The following is a 19,476-nucleotide window of genomic DNA, read 5'->3' on the forward strand; positions in this document are numbered from 1 at the left end:
TACCGGCGCTGCGCTACCCCTTGGGTTGTGCTCCCCGCTCTTGTTCCCAATCTCGATTCAACACGGCCTCACGGACCCCTCGGGCCACGGCTTCGCCCTGTGCCTCCCGCTCTAGCTCGCTTCGCTCGCGGGCCGTTCTGGCCCGTGGCTCAGCCTCTGGATGCCTCTGCCGGCCAGGATGCGGGCGATCTCTGGACGACGTGCCTCGAGTTCTTGGGGGTCTTTGACCGGCTGGAAGCGGCCGTCAGGTCCCTCGCGATCGACCCACAGCATCGTGGTGTCCACGAAGGCAGACAATTCGCCGATCAAGCGCTCGAATTGGACGACCTCGACGCCGTTTGTGACCTTGCGCACCTCGAACCAGGTGAACGGCCAATCCGCCTCGAATACCTCCGCGTCGGCGATCAGGGAGTTGGTGTTGGTGGCATCGGACGCCTGCGGATCGACGGTCGGCGGCAAGCGGAAAGCCTCGACTATCTGCAGCCGCCCGTCCACCCGCCACGGCGCGCCGCCGACTGCGTCGCCACTGACGACTTCGCAGGTGAGCGGACGGCCCGCGGCCAAGTGTGCTCCGATGACGGCAGGGTCGAGTGTGGCAGCGGCGTTGTCGACGTTGGTGACGAACAGGTGCCGTCCGCCGCGTTCGCCGAACTGAGCTAGCACACCGCTGTGGGACATCGCCCACGGCGCATCGCCGTGCCCGGGAGCGTGCAACGAGACGGCGCCGTCAGCGTCCCGGAACAAATCACCCCCCGCGGTAAGGCGCATCGAGACGCCTTGGGGAACGCAGCCGGTCGGAACCGTGGAACTTCTCGATGCTTGCGCCCATTCCCGCAGGACTCGATCCGACCCGAAGCTGGTCATGAGCCACAGCGGGATAGTGCAGCCCAATTCGCCTGCGAGGCGCCGAAGGTCAGCCAGCTTGGCACCGACGAACGTCAGGCCTGGAAGCACTTCAGCGAGTGCCTTGACTCCTCCGCCGAAGCGCGTCGCCATGCCTCCCGCGAGGAGCAGCACGCCGACGTACCCACTGGCGATCGCGTCGCGGCCAGCACGGTCGAGTCGAGAGCGCTCAGGGGAACCCGTCGGCGGCAATCGCACGAGGTCGGCGTCCCGCGGCGGCTCGATGTCGCCTCGAATCCAGTTCGAAGCAGCGCCGCCGTCGCCTGATCGGGCGCCACTGACCAGTCGTGCCCGCAGCTTGTCGAACACGTCCGGGTCGAACCCATAGGCGGCAAGCGTCTCCGCCGGACCTTGGTCGATGCCGTAACGGTCAACGAGATCGGCGTGCTGCACGGCGACTGAACCTAACCAAGAACGCGCCCGCAGCGATCGACGGATACTCCGCCTTCTGCGCCTGGCAGAATGCTGAAATATGCGGGTGTGGCCAAAGGTGCAAGCCCCTGAACTGCGGATTCATATTCGGCCACTGCCCAAGAACCGGCTTTCTCAGCAGTCTTCTGGATGATTGGTTCCAAGGTTGGCACCAAAAACACGGCAATCCCGAATTCGCGACCGTGCTGAAGATTGTCGACGCTCTCGGGCTGCGACTCCGCTTTGCATCCGCGGCTGCGCGTTAGCGCTGGGAACGGCCGAGGCGGATGAACATGCAGCTCAGAGCGAGCCGCTGGTTGGCGTTGAAGCGCAGGGCCTCGGCGGCATCTGCGATGGCGCCCAACTCGGTGGCCGCGGCCTCCGGCGGCAGTACGCCTGAGCCGGCCTCTTCGCGGATCTGCGCTGACAACACGGCGAAGCCCATCGAGAGCTCGTCGGTCCGCACCCGTCGCAGCTCGCGTCGGTGGCGTTCGTCGAGGGAACTGCGGCCAAGGTTGGTGCCATAGAGCTCGGCACGCTCATCGGCTTCCACCCGCTCGGTTTTGTGACGGGTCTCGAGCGGGGCTGCCGCGGCCTCGGTGGCTGCCAGCGCGGCATCGACGGCTGTCATGGCACTCGACGCGGTGCCGTCCAGTGAGCGGCGCAGGCCCTGCCACATGTCGATGCGCGCCGCCGCAGCGTCGTCGGAGGCCAGCAGGCGGGCGCGTTCGATCGAACCTCCGGCTGCGGCTGCGGCAAACGATGCACGCTCATCAGCGATGCCGTCGTCGCGCAGCACGGCACGCAGGTCCGCCTCGTTCAGCGCTTCGAAGTCGACGCGGACGCAGCGGGAGGCGAGAGTCTCCATCGACCGGTTGACCTCCTCGGCGAGCAGCACGAACACGCACGACGGCGGCGGCTCCTCCACGGACTTCAGCAGGATCGGTGCTTGCAGCCCAGCGCGGTCGACGTCGCTGAGCACGATGACCTTCTGGTCTCCGGAGACGGGCGCCGCGGCCGCGGCCTTGACGGCGTCACGGGCCTGCTCTGCCGTCATGGCGGCGCCAACGCGGTCGAATACCAGCAGGCCAGGATGCTGCTCGGCGAGGGCGAGACGTCGCTCCCGCTCCGGCGTGGCGCTGCGGGCCGCGAGCAGTTCGCCCGCAAACCGGCAGGCCGCGGCGCGCAGGCCGGCGCCTGCGGGGCCCACCAACAGGTAGGACGGCAGCGGTGAGTCGAGCGCTGCCCGCAAACGGTCAACCGCAGACGGCTGCCCGACGATGCCGTCCAGCAGGTTGCCGACCGGCGGCTCGTCGACTGGCGGCTGGTCGAGCGATGACGGGGCGGACTGAGCACGGGCAGCATCTGCGGCCGGCGGCGCTTTCTCGGTTGCCTCCGGCTTCGCCTCAGGCGCACGCTTCGGCAGGTCAAGCTGTCCCGGCGTGACGTCGGGCGCGGGCTGTGGTCCTGGTGCAGGCGGCGGCGACTCCGACGCTGGCGGAGGCGCAGTCTTTGCTTCGGGAGCTGGCGGCTCGGCTTCCGGTGCTGTCGCAGCCGGCGCATCGCCGAAATCGAACAACGAGAGCTCTACCGGTTCGGCCGGAGCCACCTGTTCCTCGTTGCCGGAGTCTGGCGACACGGCAGTCCCTCAGCTCGCCGAGCCGTGCTGCCGTGCTGACCTGATACGCGGCGACCTCCGGGGCGGATGCAGTGGAACAGCACCTGCGTGCGAGGACGCCCTACGCATCTCCCGCGAGCTTTCCCGCGACAGCCTCCCTGACACGCTCCGCAACTTCTGGTCTTCGGCCAGTCCCATCGACCAGCACCCAGCGCTCGGGCTCCGCTGCACACAAGTCCCTGAACCCGTGCCAGACCCTCTCGCGAAACAAGCTGTCAGCATCCTCGAACTTGTCTCCTTGAAGCGCGGTGTGAGACTCCCCGGCGCCTAAGAGCGTCATTTGGATCCCATCGATGTCGTCCTTCCTCTTGGCTTGCTTGCTCTTTTGGCGCTGAAGAGTTCGGCGATGAGCAAGCGGCACATCGAGCAGGACGACAACATCGGGCAGGATCACCTCTGGCAATTCGTGACCCGCCGACGGCGGATCGGGGCGACCTGAGGCGTACTCGATCAGCGCTCGCAGCTCCTCGAGAGGCAAACCTCGCCCGTAACCTTGGTACGCAAGGGTCGAACCGTACGAACGGTCCGTGACGACATCCCGGCCCTGCGCCAAGTGCCCAGAAACGACTTCGGCGATGTGCTGGGCCCGGTCAGCTGCAAACAGCAAGGCTTCCGCCCGCGGACTCGGCCAGTAGTCCGCGCCGAGCAGCACCTCACGCAGATGTTCGCCCAAGGGAGTTGCCCCAGGCTCGCGACTCAGTACCGCTTCGAGACGCTCCGCCAGCAGAGCGGCCTGCGTGGTCTTGCCGCTGCCCTCCCAGCCTTCCAGCGCGATGTAACGGCCGCGGTCGGTCATGACGCATCCTCACCGGTTCCCGCCGACTGCGGCGCCCGGCGGCCCGCGCCCCGGCGGCTGCGCAGCGACATGCCGGCCAGAGCACCGGCCAGCAGCATCAGCAGCGCGCCCAGCCACAGCGCCCCGCGCACCCCGGGCAGCGCGAGCTCCCAGTCGCCGATTTCGATGCGGTTGTCGAAGAGCTCACCGAAAAGCCAGTTGAAGCCGTCGGACAGGAACCCGCCGATCGCCATGCCGACGAGCACGAAGAATCTCACGAGGGTGAACATCGCAGCGAAAATCCGCCCTCGCAGCACTTCTTCCACGTTCTCGTGCAGCAGCGTCACGCCGTTGACATAGACCGAACCGGCGGCCACGCCGAGGACAAACACAGCTGCGTATGCAGCAAGGGAGATCGAGACGGTCGCAGCGAGTCCCAGCGCCCCGCCCGCGAGGAACAATGACGTCACGAACTGCCGTGTCCGACCGAGCGGCTCGCTGCCGGCGCGCTGGCGTCGGCGGCTGGTGATGCTCTGCAGCAGCGTGACGAGACTGACGCCCACCCCGGCGCCGACGCCCATGACGACGAGAATCGTGCTGTGACCGGCGCTGCCCGCGCCGAGGATTTCGTCGTTGAAGACCACGCTGAGCGGGATCAGCATGCCGCCGGCGATCATGCCGGTGCTCAGTCCCACCAGCACCGCTCTCACCTGCGGGCTCAGGAAGATGAAGTCCCAGCCTTCGCGCAGGTCGCGGAAGCCCTGACCCCAGTCGATGCGGCGATCGGTGTCACGCTTGCGATGTGCTGCGGTGATGTGCGGCGCCAGGGGCAGTGTGGCGATCAGCAGAGCAGCCACCAAGAACGTTGCCGAGTCAACGACGAGGGCCATCTCCACTTGCCCGATGTCGGTCCAGCCGAACGCCGCGCCGAGCTTGGCCATACCGGCGAATGCCAGCCCTCCCACGAAGAAGGTCCCGTACGCAGCAACCATGCCGAGCGAGTTGGCCGCCGTCAGATGCCTCTCCGGCACGATGTTGGGGATGATGGCCTCCTTGGCCGGGCTCCACAGAGAGGTCGCCAGCTCCAGCACCAGCGACGCCAGCACCAAGGTCCACACCCGGTCGATGAACGGGATGGTCAGCAGCACGCTGGCCCGCACGATGTCGCAGATCACCAAGAGGCGTTTGCGGTTGAAGCGGTCCACGATGATGCCGCCCGCAGACGCGAGGAAGAACCCCGGCAGGATCCGAGCCGTGATGACGAGCGTGATGGCCCCGCCCGGCTGATCGCCGCCGACACGGTTCGCCACCACGAGGATTGCCAGCAAGCCGATCCAGTCGCCGAACGAGCTCACCGCCTGCGCGATCCACAGGCGCAGGAACCCCGGCGCAGCGAACAACCCCGGTTGCGCCGGCTCGACCCCGGCCTCGGCTTCGGCCTCAGTGTCGGCGTCAGCGTCGGGCGCGTCCGAGCCGCCGGACGACTGCGTCGAGCGATCCGAACTCATGGCACTCAGCAGGCTAGGAGCGGGCGCGTCATGCGCTTTCTCACCAGACCAGTGCGTCGGTCCGACGCGGGCTCGTGCACCGCGGCACCGCACGCCATCAGCCGTTCGTGCCGGGAGATTTCTTTCGAGCTGACGCCTTGCGGGGAGGTGACTTCTTCGCGGCGGCCTTCTTGCGGGCAGCGGCCTTCTTGCGGGCAGGCGCCTTCTTCTTCGATGCCGTCCTGCGCTTGGCCGCTCGCTGCTTGGCCGGACCCTTCGCCCGCCGCTCGGCCAGCAACTCGGCCGCCCGCTCGACCGTGAGCGTCTCGGCATCATCGCCCTGGCGCAGCGACGCGTTGTACTCGCCGTCGGTCACGTACGGGCCGAAGCGACCGTCCCGCAGGATCATCGGCTTGCCGCTGTTGGGATCAGTGCCCATCTCGCGACCCGCGCTCGCCGCCCTCTGACCGCGCCGGCGAGGGGGCTGCGCGAGCAGTGCCAACGCTTCTTCGAGCGTCAGCGTGAACAGCTGTGACTCCGATTCCAGGCTGCGATTCTCCGCCTTGCCTCCCTCAGTGGCCTCCTTGGTCAGGTATGGCCCGAAACGACCGTTGCGCACGGTGATCTCCGCGCCGTCGGCGGGGTCGGCGCCGACGGCGCGCGGCAGCGAGAGCAGCGCCAGCGCATCGGCCAGCGTGACCGTCTCGGGCGTCTGGTCTGACAGCAGCGATGCGGTACGGGGACGCTCTTCGGTCTCATCGGGCCGGCCCGCCGAGACGTACGGGCCGAACCGGCCGGGCCGCACGATCACGTCGAGACCGGTGTCGGGGTCGGTGCCCAGCACCCGTTCGGTGGGCTCGGACAGCAGTTCGAGTGCCCGGTCCAAGGTGAGCTCGTCGGGCGCGAGATCTTCGGGCAGCGGTCGGGTGGCATCGCCACGCCGCAGGTACGGGCCGTAGCGCCCCACCCGGGCCATCACCAGCTCGCCGTCGGCATCGACGCCGATCGGGATGCTGTTGATCTCAGCCGGGTCGATGTCTGCCAGCCGATCGTCCGAGACGAAATAGCGCAGGCCGCCGGCCGCCTCGGGCGTGGGGGCATCCCGATCGCCAAAGTAAAACGCAGTGAGCCACGGTTCGGCGTCACGCTCGCCGCTCGCGATCTCGTCGAGGTCGGACTCCATGCGGGCCGTGAGCGCATAGTCGACCAAGTGGTCGAAGTGACGCTCCATCAGACCGACGGTGGCGAACGCCACCAACGCCGGGACCAGCGACGATCCCTTCTTCCACACGTACCCACGTGCCTGGATCGTCTCGATGATGCTGGCGTAAGTGCTCGGCCGGCCGACGCCCAATTCCTCGAGGCGCCGGATCAGCGACGCCTCGGTGAAGCGGGCCGGCGGGCTGGTGGAGTGCTCGGACGCCTCGAGCGCCACCGCCGTCGCCGTGTCGCCGGCGTCGATGTCGGGCAGAATGCGTTCGGGTTCCTCGTCAGCGCCCGCCGCGGCCGGCGCGTACACCAGCCGGAATCCCGGGCTGCGCACCACCGTGCCTGCGGCGGAGAACTCCACGTCGTGAGGGCCGATCCCACCCGAACCGCCGGCCAGCACCGGCGCCAGCTCGCAGTCGGCGGATCCGTTCAGCCGGATGGTGACGGTCTCGCCGGTGGCGTCGATCATCTGGCTGGCAACCGTGCGCTGCCAGATCAGGTCGTACAGGCGGGCAGCGTCGCCTCCGAGGTCGCTGACGCCCCCCGGCGCGGGCCAGTTCTCGCCGGCCGGGCGGACGGCCTCGTGCGCCTCCTGCGCGTTCTTGACTTTGCGGGTGTAGATGCGTGGCTTGGGCGGCAGGTTCTCGGCGCCGAAGCGTCCGGCCGCGATCCGCCGTGCCGCGCCCAGCGCCTGATCGGACAGAGTGGTGCTGTCGGTGCGCATATAGGTGATGCGGCCGTTCTCGTACAGCCGCTGGGCCGCCGCCATGGTCCGTGAGGCAGAGAACCCCAGGCGAGCGCCCGCGGCCTGCTGGAGCGTCGAGGTGATGAACGGCGCCGGGGGGCGGCGGCGGTACGGCTTGGACTCGCGGGACGCAACGGTGAGGGTTGCGCCGTCGAGGCTGCCGGCCAGCGCGGCCGCTGCGACGCCGTCGAGCACCGCTGGCTCGTTCGAGCGCATCTCGCCTTGCTGGTCGAAGTCCCGCCCTGTCGCGATGCGGCGGCCGTTGAGCGACACCAGCGACGCATCGAACTGCTCGGGCCGGGCGGCGCCGGTGGGATTGGCGCCGGCGTCGAGCGTGGCCACCAGGCTCCAGTACTCGGCGGCCCGGAAGGCCATCCGCTGGCGCTCCTGCTCCACGATGAGCCGGTTCGCGACGCTCTGGACGCGTCCGGCGGACAGCCTCGGGGCCACCTTGCGCCACAGCACCGGCGAGACCTCGTAGCCGTAGAGCCGGTCGAAGATCCGTCTTGCCTCCTGGGCGTCGACCAGCCGCCGGTCCAGTTCACGGGGACGATCGATCGCCTCCTGGATGGCTGCCGCGGTGATCTCGTGGAAGACCATGCGGTGCACCGGGATCTGCGGGTTGAGCACCTCGAGCAGGTGCCAAGCGATGGCCTCGCCCTCGCGGTCTTCGTCGGTGGCGAGATACAGCCGGTCGGCATCGCGCAGCAGCGACTTCAGCCGTCGCACTTGGTCCTTGGCCGTGACCACGTACAGCGGCTTGAAGCCGTCGTCAGGGTTGACGCCCAGCGTCGCCCACTGCTCGGACTTGAAGGCCGCGGGCACCTCCGAGGCGTTGCGCGGCAGATCCCGGATGTGACCGACGGAGGACTCCACGACGTAGTCGTCACCCAGAAAACGCGAGATGGTTCGCGCCTTCGCGGGTGACTCGACGATGACAAGAGAGGTGGCCATGAGCCTCCGAACTGAGCGCGACTGCCGGAGGGTGCCGGGTGCGCCGGCGCCGGACGGTAGCGGAACGGGCTCGGCGTGCGGCGGTGGCCTGCCGCTAGCGCGGTTGTTGCTGTGCACCCAGCCGGTGCAGGGCCCAGGCAACGGCGGCGGCCACAGCGGCGACCACGACGGCCACCGCCACATCGCCTGCAACCGGCGCACCGAGTGCCGAGTTCCCGAAGCCCTCCGCGTCGAGGTCGCCGACGGGCCACGGCCACAGCACGCGCAGCGAACCCGCCATGAGACCCATCATCGCCGCCACGACGACGTCACGGCGGCGCTCCAGCAGACGCTGCAGCAAGCGCGAGAACAGGCCCAGCCCGATTGCAGCCCCCAGCATGAACAACGCGACGGTGGCGACGTCGCGAGCGGCCACCGCCTCGGTGATCGGGTCGTAGAGGCCTGCCAGCAACAGGATGAACGCTCCGGAGATGCCAGGCAGGATCATGGCGCACACCCCCAGCGCGCCGGCACCGATGATGACCGCCCCGGCCGGGTCGGCAACGCTGCCCGCCCGTACCCCGCCGAGTACGAGCACCACGACCGCCACGGCAGCAGCGATCAGCACGAGTCCCCGGCGCCATTGCCGCACCTCGCGGCGCGTCATGACCACGGTCATCGCCACGAGTCCGAAGAAGGCTGCCGACAGGGCGACCGGCTGGCGCTCGATGCCCAGCCGCACCAGCTCGACGAGACCCACTACCGCAGTCACGATGCCGGCAGTCAAGCTGACCAAGAACGTCCACTCCACCCGCCTTGCAGTCGCGAACCCCAGTCGCAGCCGGCCTCGCAGCAATTGGCCGGCTGCGGCGCTTCCCAGCGCTAGCTGGTGCACCAGCCGGTCGTAGATCCCCAGCAGCAGGGCGATCGTGCCGCCCGAGACACCCGGCACAACATCGGCGGCGCCCATCGCCAAGCCCCGCGCCACGTTCGCGACCACCCGCCAAGCCATCGGGAGGACACTAGATGATTAGTTCCAAGGGGTTAGCTGTCGTAGTCAGTGAGTGAGCGTGCGGGGCCGGGTCGGTTGGTGGTTTGGTTGTGCCAGATGGCGGCGGTGAGGGCGATGAGTCGGGTGAGGCGTGCATTCACACCCCGGGTTCGGACACTCTCACCACACACCGATCCCAGCAGGGCCTCGACTCCTGCAAACGGAATCTCGACTCCCGTCATCCCACGAAGTCGCGAAGGGCCGAAAGGTCAAGAGACGACCAGCGAACCCGCGCGCGCAGTCAAGATAGGATGCCCAGAATCTAGCAAGCAGAAGGATTCCGCAGATGAGCCGACGCCCTCCTCGAGAAAACTCAACGCCGCGGACGGGCGGACTTCTCCTTGAGGTGCATGTCGGCAGACGCAGGTTCGTGTCCACGATGCCGGCACAGGTGCTCGTTGCTGCGGTCGTGGCAGTTCTCGGGTTAGGCGGGCCTGTTGGGGCTCAAATGAATTCGGTGTGCTCTGGCACTGCTGCGGTGTCGCACTCCACCACCAACACCGGCCTCATCGCCGACTGCGACAACCTGCTCGCAGCGAAGCCGACCTTCCGCGCCACCAGCGCCGATCCACTGAACTGGAGCACCACCGTGGCGATGTCCCGCTGGGACGGCATCACCGTCGCGGGCAACCCCGCCCGCGTCACTCGCCTCGTGCTGCCCTTCAAGGATCTTTGGGGTTCGATCCCGGCCCAGCTGGGAAACCTCACCAACCTCACCGACCTCATCCTGTCGTACAACAGGTTGTCGGGTTCGATCCCGACCGAACTGGGCAACCTCACCAACCTCACCCGGCTCTGGCTGGCCTCAAACTGGCTGACGGGTTCGATCCCGACCCAGCTAGGAAACCTCACCAAACTCACCTCGCTTCACCTGCGCGCAAACAGGTTGTCGGGTTCGATCCCAAGCGAACTGGGCAACCTCGCCAACCTCACCCAGCTCTGGCTGCAGATAAACAGGCTGACGGGCACGATTCCGACCCAGCTAGGAAACCTCACCAACCTCACCTCGCTCCAGATGTCCTTCAATGGGTTGTCGGGCGCGGGGTTGACGGGCACGATTCCGACCCAGCTAGGAAACCTCACCAACCTCACCTCGCTCGGGCTGCAAGGAAACGCGTTGACGGGCGCGATTCCGTCCGAGCTAGGAAACCTCAGAAGCCTCACCCAGCTCTGGCTGCAAGGAAACGCGTTGACGGGCGCGATTCCGTCCGAGCTAGGAAACCTCAGAAGCCTCACCTCGCTCCAGCTGCAAGGAAACGCGTTGACGGGCGCGATTCCGTCCGAGCTAGGAAACCTCAGAAGCCTCAGCAGCTTCTATTTGCATGAAAACAGGCTGTCTGGCGCGATTCCGCCTAAGCTCGGCGACCTCACCGGCCTCACCGAACTCCGGCTGTCCGCCAACAATCTGTCGGGCGCGATTCCGTCCGAGCTAGGAAACCTCAGAAACCTCAGAAACCTCTATCTGGACGAAAACGCGTTGACGGGCGCGATTCCGTCCGAGCTAGGAAACCTCAGAAACCTCAGAAACCTCTCCCTGAGAGCTAACGGATTGACGGGTGAGATTCCGCGAACCTTGGGTGACCTCGCCAACCTCGACTATCTCATGCTATTCGGCAACGACCTGTCGGGGTGTATTCCTGTCAAATTGGCAGATCTGCTGAAAGGGCAGCTCGTCCGACTGAGCGAATGCAGTCCTGAAGACATGCCGCTCAACAGGGAAGCGCTCGACAACGACATACCGCCCATCACCAGCACGCCGCTCGATGACACCGTGCTCGATGACACCGTGCTCGATGACACCGTGCTCGATGACACCGTGCTCGATGACACCGTGCTCGATGACACCGTGCTCGATGACACCGTGCTCGATGACACCGTGCTCGATGACACCCCGCTCGATGACACCCCGCTCGATGACACCGTGCCGGTTGCTGACAACGTGCCCGACAACGAGGCGCCTGGTACCACTGTGGCCGACGGTGCGAGCAACGGCGGCAGTAGCGGTTATCGCGTGAGCACTGGCAGTGCGGGCGGCGGTTCTGGTTTGGATGTGGGTGTGGCGACGTTGGTGGTGGCTGATGGGTGGAGTCCTGCTGATGTGGGCACGGCGTCGGTGCTGGCGGCTCGTGAGGGCGGCGCGGTGGTGTATGTCGCTGAGGGGGAGTTGCCCGCGGGGGTGGAGAGGCTGTTGGGGGATGCGCTGCCGGCTGAGGTGCTGGTGGTGGGCGGCCCGGCGGCGGTGTCGCGGGCGGTGGTGGACGAGATCCGGGAGGCGTCGCCGGGTTCTGAGGTGCGGCGGGTCTCGGGGGAGGGTCGTGTCGCGACTGCGGCGGCTGCGGCGCGGGAGTCGCTGGGCGGTGTCGCGGGCGGCGGGGTCACGTTTGTGGTCGCGAATGGCTGGTCCGCGGCTGATGCGGGCGTGGCGGCTGCGTTGGCGGCTGCCGGCGGGGGCCGGGCGGCGGTGTTGTACACCGGCGGTGATGCGTTGGCTGAGGAGTCGGCTGCGTTGCTGCGGGAGTATCCCACCGAGGAGGTGGTGCTGGTGGGCGGCGTGGCGGCGGTCAGCGCGGCCGCGGAGCAGCAGGCTCGGGAGGCGGCGGGTGAGCAGGCGAGTGTGTCGCGTGTGACCGGGCAGGATCGTGTGGAGACTGCGGCGGCCGCGGCGCGGCGGGTGCTGGGCGACCCCGCTTCGGCCGGCGGGGTCACGTTGGTGGTGGCGAACGGCTGGTCCGCGGCTGATGTGGGCGTGGCGGCTGCGTTGGCGGCGGTGACCGACGACGCGGCTGTGGTCTACACCGCGGCGGGGGTGCTGTCCGGGGCCGCGGAGGCGGTCATCGACGAGTACGAGCCGGTGTCGGTGATCATCGTCGGGGGCCGCTCGGCGGTCAGCGACGAGGTCCGCGACGCTGTCGCCGCGGCAGCGCCCGACGGCACTGGCATCGAGCGCATCAGCGGCCAGGACCGCACCGACACCGCCGTCCGAGCAGCCCGGCACATCCTCGAAGGAAACTGACCCGCACCAGCAGGTCCAAACCCACAAACGCGAAGGCTCCTGTTGTGCATAGTCGGGTTTGTCGGTCGTTGACGGCATCCTGCGCAGCGCGTCGGTCTTGGACGCGGAAAGTCCCCGGGCCGAAACCCGGGGACTTCCGCTGACAACAGAGCAGGTGGCCGCTGGGCAACTCAGCCCATGGCCGAGTGTCAGCCGCTCGAGACCACATCGTCCAGCGCCAAGCCAGGCCCCCCGTGTTCGGACACGTCGAGGCCCACCCTCTCCTCCTCTGTCGACACTCGCAGCCCGATCGCAGCCCGAAGCACCCCGAACAGGATCGCTGCGGTCACGATCACCCACACAGCCACGATCACCACCAGCAGGAACTGCACGACGAGCTGTTCGATGCCGCCGCCGTAGAACAGACCCGCGTTCTCGCGTCCCAAGAACGCGTCGTCGTAACGCCCGAACAGGCCGATGGCGAGCGTGCCCCACATGCCCGCCGCGCCGTGCACGGCGAAGGCCCCGACGGGGTCGTCGATCTTCAGCTTGCGATCCACGAAGCCGACGACGACGACCACGATGAGCCCGGCGATGAAGCCGGTGACGATCGCGCCCCAGGGCGTCATCGTGCCGCAGCCGGCGGTGATGCCGACCAAGCCTGCCAGCGCCCCGTTGCCTGCCATCGGCACATCGGGCCGGCCGGTGCGCAGCCAGTTCAGCGCCGTGGCGCCGATGGTCCCGGCGCATGCCGCCAGCACCGTGTTCAGCGCCACATACATCACGTTGGCGCTGGCTGCCAGCTCGGAGCCGGCGTTGAAGCCGAACCAGCCGAACCACAGGATGAACACGCCCAGGATGGCGAGCGTCACGTTGTGTCCCGGGATGGTGCGCGATGTCCCGTCGGGGGCGTACTTGCCGATGCGGGGTCCGAGCATCCAGGCGCCGACGAGGGCGATCCAGCCGCCCACGCTGTGCACGACGGTGGAGCCGGCGAAGTCGCTGTAGACGGCATCGCCGATGGAGATGCTGGCGATCAGGCCGCCGCCCCAAGTCCAGTGCACGACGATCGGGTAGATGATCGCCGTGGTCACGAGGCTGAAGATGAGGTAGGTGCTGAACTTCGTGCGCTCAGCCATCGCGCCCGAGGCGATCGTCACGGCTGTAGCGGCGAAGACCGCCTGGAAGAAGAAGTCGGTCGAGCCGGACAGTCCCTCGGAGATGTCGAACAGGTCGACTCCCGCCAAGGCGAACGAACCCCAGCCGAACAGGCTGTTGCCGCCGTCGCCGTAGGCCAGCCCGTAGCCGACCGCGAAGAACGCCAAGATGCCGATGGATGCGTCAGCCAGGTTCTTGGCCATGATGTTGGCCACGTTCTTCGAGCGGGCGAGGCCCGACTCGAGCATGGCGAAGCCGGCCTGCATCAGGAACACCAGCACGCCGGCGATGAAGACCCACAGGTTGTCCATGACAGCTTGAACGACCTCAGATGTAACGGCGTCGTCCTGTGCGCCGACAGGGCCGACGAAGAGGAACAGACCGCCGACTGCGCCCGCGAGAACGACGAAGAGCTTGCGTTTCATGTCGAATCTCCTCATGTCGAATCTCCTAGGACTCGGCTTGCTGGCTGGCAGTGATCTGGCTGACGGGGCGAACCTAGGAACGGCGTGTTGCGCGAGGGTCACCTCGCTGTGACCGCTCGATGCACAGCGCGGGTCGGCGCTGTTGCCGTGATGTTTCGGCCGCGTTGCGTGCCCCGCTCAGCCGCGGGACCAACTGCTCAGTCGGCTGGATACCGCAGCTTGGGACCGGCTTCGGCCCAGTCCATGTGATCGCGGATGTACTCGTTGGCCGGATTCCGCGGCGGCAGGTAGTCCCAACCCTGCACGGCAGCGGCATGCACCACCCGCCGGGTCCGCTGTGAGGCGAGCACTTGCTCGCGAATGGCTGCAGAGTCCCAGCGCTGGGCGACCTCGGCAGCGAAGCCAGCCGACAGATCAGCCAGCTCGGCTGAATCGGGCGACTCAGCCAGATTCCGATGCTCAGCCGGATCGGCGGAGATGTCGTAGAGCTGCGGCAGATCGGTGTCGCAGTGGATGTACTTGTAGCGACCGCGGCGGATCATGAACATCGGGTGGGAGGTCAGCTCGCCCATGTACTCGCCGACGGTCTCGTCGATCGGATCGTCGCTTCCGGTGGCCGCGGGCCACAGGCTGTGCCCGTCCAGCGGTGCGCCGAGCTCAGAAGCGGAGATCCCCGCGATGTCCGTCAGCGTCGGACCCAGGTCCAGCAATGAGCACACGTTGGGCACGGTGCCGCTTCCGATGCCGGGGCCGGCCATCACCAGCGGGACTCGGGCAGACCGCTCGAAGAACGACATCTTGAACCAGGCGCCCCGGTCGCCGAGCATGTCGCCGTGATCGCTGGTGGCGATCACCACGGTGTCATCGGTTCGGCCCGTCTCGTCGAGGACTGCGAGCAGCTCGCCGAGCCACCAGTCGAAATAGCTGGTGTTGGCGTAGTAGGCACGGCGGGCGTTGCGGCACTGCTCGTCGGTCCAGCCGACGCTCTCGGCCCCGATGCCGCGGCGAATGCGCTCGGTGTGCGGGTCCAGTCCGGACGGCAACGGTCCGGGCAGGTCGATGTCGTCGTGGTCGTACAGGTTCCACCACTCGGGGCGAGCCACGTAGGGGTCGTGCGGGTGGATGAAGGCCGCCGCCAGGAAGAACGGACGCGTGTCGCTGTCGCGGGCCAAGTCGTACAGGCAACGGCGGGTGGCGTTTCCGACTTCGGTGTCGTAGTCGATCTGGTAGGTGGCGAGCGCCTGGCCGGCATCGGTAACGCTGGACATGTTGTGGTACCAGGCATCGATCCGTTCGTCGGCCGCGTCCCAGTTGGGGGTCCAGGCGAAATTCGCCGGGTAGATGTCGGTGGTGAGACGCCGGCTGAAGCCGTGAAGCTGGTCGGGGCCGACGAAGTGCATCTTGCCGCCCAGCACCGTCCGGTAGCCCGCGAGGTTCAGCCAGTGGGCCACGGTGGGAGCGGCCGCGCTCCACTCGGCGGCGTTGTCCCAGGCGCCGATCCTCGAAGGCAGGCGACCGGTCATCATCGAGTAGCGCGAGGGCCCACACAGCGGTGACGGGCAGTACGCGGCATCGAACCGGACTCCCCGCTCTGCCAGTGCCTCCAAGGCGGGCGTCTGGACGACCGGATGTCCGTAGGTACCGGTGAAGTGCGGCGCGAGCTGATCGGCCATCACGAGCAACACGTTGGGAGCTGTCATCATTCGAACAGTACGCCTCCCGGAACTCAACGCGCGCCAGTGCGCGGCAAAGGCAGCTACCGACCGTGCTATAATATTCAAAACCGTCTAAGTAGCCTGTTTTAGCAGAGGAAGGCCAGGGACCGGAACCGGCCAGGCCGACTGCTCGGCGCAGGCACCAGGCGTAGGGGACGGTCGGACGACGAACCGGGGGGTGCCCATGTCCGATACACGCAGTACCGACCGACGAACACATCGACGTCCGAGACTGCGGGGTTGGCAGCTGCTCCTAGTGGTGCGTCGGCAATTTGCACAGGGCCTGCCGAAGCCTGTTTCCGCAGGTCAGCGGGCCGCGACCTGCCCGCAAGAAAACCACGACACACCACTAGCGCTGTTCGCAGCCTGCGGGCTGCTCGCAGCAGCTTGCACGGGCGACGATGACGCGGCTCCCGAGCCCGTGGCAGACGATGCCGCTGCACAGTGGATCGCTGACAACGAGGCGACCTGGAGCGCTTGGCTCCAATGGCTCCGCAGGACATCTCCCAGCGAGACGGCGACCCGTCGGCGTCGGCCCGCCTGGGTCGGCGTCGGCGGGGTTCGTCCGGCACGTCTGAGGACATCCTTCGCCCAGTTGAGTCGGTGAACCCATGACGGACCCCGTATACGACTTCGTCATCGTCGGCGGCGGATCAGCCGGCTGCGCGCTCGCAAACCGCCTCAGCGCCGATCCCAGCACCAAGGTGCTCGTGCTCGAGGCCGGCCGCCGGGACTACCGCTGGGATGTGCTGATCCACATGCCGGCGGCCCTGACGATGCCGATCGGCAACCGCTTCTACGACTGGCAGTACGAGACCGAGACCGAGCCCCACATGGGCGGGCGACGCGTGTACCACGCTCGGGGCAAGGTGCTGGGCGGCTCCAGCTCCATCAACGGGATGATCTTCCAGCGAGGCAATCCCGCCGACTACGACAAGTGGGCCGACCAGCCCGGCATGAAGGCATGGGACTACCGGCACTGCCTGCCGTACTTCAAGCGCATGGAGACGTGCCTAGCGGGGGGCGACGAGTGGCGCGGTGACGAGGGACCGCTGGTGCTGGAGCGCGGTCCGGCCGCCAGCCCGCTGTTCGGAGCCTTCTTCGCCGCTGTGCAGGAGGCCGGCTTCGAGCTCACCGACGATGTGAACGGATTTCGCCAGGAGGGCTTCGCAGCGTTCGACCGCAACATCCACCGCGGCCGGCGATTGTCTGCATCGCGCGCCTACCTGCATCCGGTGCTGGACCGCCCGAACATGGAACTGCGAACCGGCGCGCTCATCGGTCAGGTACTGTTCGAAGGCACCCGTGCGACCGGCGTCTCCTATCGCCGCAAGGGCCGGCAGCGTGTCGCCCGCGCCAGGCACGTCATCCTTTGTGCGGGTGCATTCGGCTCCGCTCAGCTGCTGCAGCTGTCGGGTGTCGGGCCGCCGACGCTGCTCGACCGACACGGCGTCGATGTCGTCTCGCCGCTCGAAGGCGTCGGCGAGAACCTTCAGGACCATCTCGAGGTCTATATCCAGTACGCCTCGAAGCGGGCGGTCTCCATGCAGCCGCATCTGCGTCGATGGCGGCATCCGTGGATCGGCCTGCAGTGGCTGGCGCGGCGCGGGCCGGGTGCCACAAATCACTTCGAAGCGGGCGGTTTCGTGCGCAGCAACACGTCCGAGGCCTACCCGAACCTGATGTTCCACTTCCTGCCGCTCGCCGTGCGCTACGACGGCTCGGCGCCGGTCAGCAAGCACGGCTACCAAGTGCACGTCGGGCCGATGTACTCCGATGCCCGCGGCTGGGTGCGGATCCGCTCTCGCGACCCCGAGGCGAAGCCTGCGATCCGGTTCAACTACCTCTCCACTGCACAGGACCGTCGGGAGTGGATCGAGACCGTGCGGGTGACACGCCGCATCATGAACCAGCCGGCATTTGAGCCGTACAACGACGGCGAGCTGTCCCCCGGCCCAGACACCCAGACAGACGACGAGATCATGGACTGGGTAGCGCGCGACGCCGAGACGGCGCTGCACCCCGCAGGCACGGCTCGGCTCGGCACCGACGAGTTGGCGGTGACCGACCCGGCGACCATGGGCGTTCGAGGCACCTCGGGCCTCAGCGTGGTGGATGCCTCGGTGATGCCGACGGTCACAAACGGGAACATCTACGCCCCGGTGATGATGATCGCCGAGAAGGCTGCCGACCTGCTGCTCGGCAACGAGCCGCTCAAACCGCTGGATGTGCCAGTCTACGGACCGTCGTGCGGGTCCTCGTCGCCGGGACCCTCGCTGCCGTCGTCTCCGGAGATCATCGCCGATACGAGGTCGAGCACCTCGTGACGCTCGGCCTTGGTCGGCGGCGCGAGACCGAAGAGATCGATGAGCCAGAGGCCGTCGCCGACAATGCGCGCCAGCAGACCCGTTGCCTCCGCCAGCCCGTCATGGTGCAGCAGGCGCTCCTGCCAGCGCTCGAACGTTGCGCGGGTGTTCGCGAGCAGTTCGTCGTCGAGCGACGCCGCCGCCAGGATCGACGCCGAGGTGTCGGCTGCCGCCTTGTACGGCTCGCGGACGTAGTCAAGATAGGCGAGCGCGAAGGTGCCGCGGGCGGCGGGGTCGTCGTCGCGGAACCTGGCCTCGCGGATGTCGAGCTCGTCGTCGAGCACGGTCAGCGTCTCGTCGAGCAGGCCGGCCATGAGGGCGTCCTTCGAGCCGAAGTGGTAGAGAAACCCCCCCTTGCTGAGCCCGGCGGCCAGCGCGACCCGATCGAGCGTGAGACTGGCGGCGCCGTCGGTCTGGATGACCTCAATGGCGGCCTGCAGGATGCGCTCGCGGGTCTGCACCGCGCGTTCTTGAACGGGACCCGTTCGCGACCCGGTTGCCTCCGCTTTGGTACCCGGAGCCGGCGTTGCGGCATGCGTCGCATCGCGGGGGTGAACTCGTGCCACAATCAGCACAGCGTACCGAGACCTCGAACCCGTCCGGCTGGACGGTAATCCGGCCATGGAGTCGGACACGGAGGCTCGGCAAGCTCTATGGAGAAATGGTTCCTCCGCCATGGCCGCCGAGCGGTGCGAGAGCCATATGAGACGGATTTCGCTCGCACTGCTGCGATGGTGGCCCCGACGGCCCCGCGCCGCAGCATGAGCACTTCGATATGCGCTCCGGCGTCGCTCTCTGCAGCGTCGAAGCCGTGGCCCGGCGCAGCGGCCGGCGTGCCGTCGCGCAAGACGACGACGGTTGCTGCATCGATCGGCCGGGGCGGCGACGTCGTCTGAGCGGAGTCGTTCACGCGGTGTCCCGTGTGCGCCGTTCCAGCCGATCCGAGCCGGCGTCCATGCCGGGAAGCGGGCGGGACACCGCACCGCTGTGCTGTGCCAGCAGCTGCACCACCATCTCTTCGGCTTCAGCCCAATCATGAGCGCGTGGTCCGTCGACATCGGCGTTGTAGGGCTGATCGAAGGTGATTGCGTGTCCACCTGCCTTGCGAATGTCGATGATGTGGTGAGGTGCGTCTTCGATGTAGGCGTCAGCGTTCACCATCGCCTTGTCGGCGACGAAGCAGATGTCGCGGTAGGGGATGCGCTGGCGGTCGAGCCATTCGACCGTGTCGCTCACCGTGACCCGGTGTCCCCAGCTCACATACAGGCGGTGCGTCAGCACGCGTATCCACACACCGGCATCAGAGAGTCGCCACAGCGCCTCCGAGCACCCTTCCATCGGTTCCATGTTGCGGAACATGCGGTAGTCGACCACCGCGATGTGGTGCAGCTTCTCGAATTCGCCGTCGGTGAGGTCCCATTCGGTGAAGTTCCAGCCGCGCACAAGCGGCAGAGATTCTTCGGGAACTCCGCGCTCGGAGGCCACGACGCGGCGGAATGCCTCGGTGTGCTTCCCGCACACACCGTCGAGATCCACTGCCAATACGAACGCGGGCATCCCTGCAACCTAACAACGCGGCCTGTGTTCACTCGGGTGAATTGCCGTCGTTCCCGCGCCGGCGCAGTCGC

General features: G+C 67.5%; 13 protein-coding genes. 3 read left to right on the forward strand and 10 right to left on the reverse strand.

What is annotated here, in order from left to right; genetic code table 11:
- Positions 1-111: 111 nt before the first annotated feature.
- The 6 genes from ACOGXQ_RS14075 to ACOGXQ_RS14100 form a co-directional block, all read right to left on the reverse strand.
- The gene (locus ACOGXQ_RS14075) at positions 112-1,296 is read right to left on the reverse strand and encodes a UTP--glucose-1-phosphate uridylyltransferase (protein WP_419944256.1); all 1,185 of its coding nucleotides are present in this window, start codon (positions 1,294-1,296) and stop codon (positions 112-114) included.
- 280 nt (positions 1,297-1,576) lie between these two features.
- A complete protein-coding gene (locus tag ACOGXQ_RS14080; RefSeq protein WP_419944257.1) occupies positions 1,577-2,953 on the reverse strand; it encodes a hypothetical protein in 1,377 nt (458 codons plus the stop codon).
- Between the two features lie 100 nt (positions 2,954-3,053).
- Positions 3,054-3,788 (reverse strand): dTMP kinase, encoded by a 735-nt coding sequence (gene tmk, locus ACOGXQ_RS14085; RefSeq protein ID WP_419944258.1) that lies wholly within the window; start codon positions 3,786-3,788, stop codon positions 3,054-3,056.
- Positions 3,785-5,275 (reverse strand): MFS transporter, encoded by a 1,491-nt coding sequence (locus ACOGXQ_RS14090; RefSeq protein WP_419944259.1) that lies wholly within the window; start codon positions 5,273-5,275, stop codon positions 3,785-3,787. The genes tmk and ACOGXQ_RS14090 overlap by 4 nt, the downstream gene beginning before the upstream one ends.
- Before the next feature lie 97 nt (positions 5,276-5,372).
- Positions 5,373-8,162, reverse strand: a complete 2,790-nt coding sequence (gene topA, locus ACOGXQ_RS14095; RefSeq protein ID WP_419944260.1) for a type I DNA topoisomerase — start codon at positions 8,160-8,162, stop codon at positions 5,373-5,375.
- A gap of 94 nt (positions 8,163-8,256) precedes the next feature.
- Positions 8,257-9,153 (reverse strand): DUF368 domain-containing protein, encoded by an 897-nt coding sequence (locus ACOGXQ_RS14100; protein ID WP_419944261.1) that lies wholly within the window; start codon positions 9,151-9,153, stop codon positions 8,257-8,259.
- Positions 9,154-9,670: 517 nt separating this feature from the next.
- Between ACOGXQ_RS14100 and ACOGXQ_RS14105 the strand changes: the two genes are divergently transcribed.
- Entirely contained in the window at positions 9,671-12,205 is a 2,535-nt protein-coding gene (locus ACOGXQ_RS14105; RefSeq protein WP_419944262.1) for a leucine-rich repeat domain-containing protein, read from the forward strand.
- Positions 12,206-12,393: 188 nt separating this feature from the next.
- Here the strand turns inward: ACOGXQ_RS14105 and ACOGXQ_RS14110 are convergent, their stop codons facing one another.
- Together ACOGXQ_RS14110 and betC are read right to left on the reverse strand one after the other, a co-directional pair.
- The gene (locus ACOGXQ_RS14110) at positions 12,394-13,782 is read right to left on the reverse strand and encodes an ammonium transporter (protein WP_419944263.1); all 1,389 of its coding nucleotides are present in this window, start codon (positions 13,780-13,782) and stop codon (positions 12,394-12,396) included.
- Between the two features lie 182 nt (positions 13,783-13,964).
- Entirely contained in the window at positions 13,965-15,467 is a 1,503-nt protein-coding gene (gene betC, locus ACOGXQ_RS14115) for a choline-sulfatase (RefSeq protein WP_419944264.1), read from the reverse strand.
- Positions 15,468-16,093: 626 nt separating this feature from the next.
- On the opposite strand from betC, the gene betA reads away from it, so the two are divergent.
- Positions 16,094-17,809 (forward strand): choline dehydrogenase, encoded by a 1,716-nt coding sequence (betA, locus tag ACOGXQ_RS14120; protein ID WP_419944265.1) that lies wholly within the window; start codon positions 16,094-16,096, stop codon positions 17,807-17,809.
- On the opposite strand, the gene ACOGXQ_RS14125 is transcribed toward betA, so the two are convergent.
- Positions 17,719-18,309, reverse strand: a complete 591-nt coding sequence (locus ACOGXQ_RS14125; protein ID WP_419944266.1) for a TetR/AcrR family transcriptional regulator — start codon at positions 18,307-18,309, stop codon at positions 17,719-17,721. The two genes, betA and ACOGXQ_RS14125, sit on opposite strands and share 91 nt — an antisense overlap.
- 300 nt (positions 18,310-18,609) lie before the next feature.
- On the opposite strand from ACOGXQ_RS14125, the gene ACOGXQ_RS14130 reads away from it, so the two are divergent.
- A complete protein-coding gene (locus tag ACOGXQ_RS14130) occupies positions 18,610-18,744 on the forward strand; it encodes a hypothetical protein (RefSeq protein WP_419944267.1) in 135 nt (44 codons plus the stop codon).
- Between the two features lie 10 nt (positions 18,745-18,754).
- Here ACOGXQ_RS14130 and ACOGXQ_RS14135 read toward each other — a convergent pair whose 3' ends face one another.
- Complete coding sequence (locus ACOGXQ_RS14135) at positions 18,755-19,405, reverse strand: 5' nucleotidase, NT5C type (RefSeq protein ID WP_419944268.1); 651 nt, start codon at positions 19,403-19,405, stop codon at positions 18,755-18,757.
- Positions 19,406-19,476: the final 71 nt, after the last annotated feature.

The sequence above is a fragment of the Candidatus Poriferisodalis sp. genome (genome assembly GCF_965208485.1).
Taxonomy (GTDB): Bacteria; Actinomycetota; Acidimicrobiia; order Acidimicrobiales; family Poriferisodalaceae; genus Poriferisodalis.

What these genes read in the sequence shown, in the direction of transcription:
- tmk (WP_419944258.1), bottom strand. Translation starts at nt 3,788, where the DNA reads ATGACCGACCGCGGCCGTTACATCGCGCTGGAAGGCTGGGAGGGCAGC.
- ACOGXQ_RS14090 (WP_419944259.1), bottom strand. Translation starts at nt 5,275, where the DNA reads ATGAGTTCGGATCGCTCGACGCAGTCGTCCGGCGGCTCGGACGCGCCC.
- topA (WP_419944260.1), bottom strand. Translation starts at nt 8,162, where the DNA reads ATGGCCACCTCTCTTGTCATCGTCGAGTCACCCGCGAAGGCGCGAACC.
- ACOGXQ_RS14100 (WP_419944261.1), bottom strand. Translation starts at nt 9,153, where the DNA reads ATGGCTTGGCGGGTGGTCGCGAACGTGGCGCGGGGCTTGGCGATGGGC.
- ACOGXQ_RS14110 (WP_419944263.1), bottom strand. Translation starts at nt 13,782, where the DNA reads ATGAGGAGATTCGACATGAAACGCAAGCTCTTCGTCGTTCTCGCGGGC.
- betC (WP_419944264.1), bottom strand. Translation starts at nt 15,467, where the DNA reads ATGACAGCTCCCAACGTGTTGCTCGTGATGGCCGATCAGCTCGCGCCG.
- betA (WP_419944265.1), top strand. Translation starts at nt 16,094, where the DNA reads ATGACGGACCCCGTATACGACTTCGTCATCGTCGGCGGCGGATCAGCC.
- ACOGXQ_RS14130 (WP_419944267.1), top strand. Translation starts at nt 18,610, where the DNA reads ATGAGCACTTCGATATGCGCTCCGGCGTCGCTCTCTGCAGCGTCGAAG.
- ACOGXQ_RS14135 (WP_419944268.1), bottom strand. Translation starts at nt 19,405, where the DNA reads ATGCCCGCGTTCGTATTGGCAGTGGATCTCGACGGTGTGTGCGGGAAG.